The organism is Bacillus sp. PPSBB_11, assembly GCF_038023285.1.
GTDB classification, from domain to species: Bacteria; Bacillota; Bacilli; order Bacillales; family Bacillaceae; genus Bacillus; species Bacillus altitudinis.
Genome location: NZ_CP150633.1, coordinates 769373 through 770436 on the forward strand (window position 1 = coordinate 769373; position 1064 = coordinate 770436).

Annotated in this window: 1 protein-coding gene; it reads right to left on the reverse strand. The window is 37.7% G+C overall.

The window, feature by feature from the left end:
• Positions 1-130: 130 nt before the first annotated feature.
• Entirely contained in the window at positions 131-685 is a 555-nt protein-coding gene (locus tag V7L95_RS03870; protein ID WP_340968069.1) for a hypothetical protein, read from the reverse strand.
• Positions 686-1064: the final 379 nt, after the last annotated feature.

The following is a 1064-nucleotide window of genomic DNA, read 5'->3' on the forward strand; positions in this document are numbered from 1 at the left end:
CCTTATCAACAAGTAAGTATTTCATCCTATATAACGTTACCACAATATCAAATAAATGTAAATTAAATGCAATGAAGAAGGCGACCTATAGTTCAACTAAAAGACCTTGACATTATAAAAACCCTCTCTACTATTTGTTTTTTATCCATTCCAGGTCCTCTTTTGTCCATCCATCTGGTAAACCATTAGGAAACGGATCATCTGCATACACTGGCTTCAAAAGAACCTCGTCATATTCCTTCGTTTCCGAATCCATATGAGCATACATATGAGCGTATAGCTCTAGTTGCTGTTGCACATCCACCATAACGAGATTCACACCCAAAGGCTGTGATTTCAGTTTCATGTCATACTTCCCCATATAAGACCAAATAGGGCTATAAAACTTACGACCTCCATCCACAAGATCATACGTGATTCTTTTGTCTTTCTTCTCGACCTGTTCATCATCAAATAGGCGACCTGTATGACGCTCGACGTTGATATGCGGAAGCTCATACATAATGTCATACACTAATGTTTCGCCCTTCATTTCACTACTGTGCTTCGCTTCTTCCATTTCAACTAAAGAACGGTTTCCGTTTTTCTTGTATGTCAAATAACTATCAACCATATTCGTCGGAACTTCAAAATCAAATGCAGGCGCAATCTTTCCGCCGATTTCATTTTCATAATGAAGATTCACCTTCCGTTCAAAGCCATAACCTGTTTTCTTTCTAGGGATTTGACTAATTGGTATACTTATCGACCATAAAATCTCTTCCCCATCAAAGTTGCTTTTTCTGTCATGACAACATCCTTGTATGACAGCTTCTTACTTTTCTCCATATCTCAAAAGATCCACAAATGGAAAATTTGTATAAAACGTAACATTATCGTTTACTCATTTTTAATTCCACCCACATAAAAAAAAGCTAAAAACCCTTTATTTCAAAGGGTTTTTAGCTTTTTCACAAATGATAAATCGAATCCTATCGGATCCTATAGACGCGCTCGGAGGGATTCGAACCCCCGGCAGACGTGGTACCGGAAACCTATTGCGAATTTATTACGATTCTTACTAC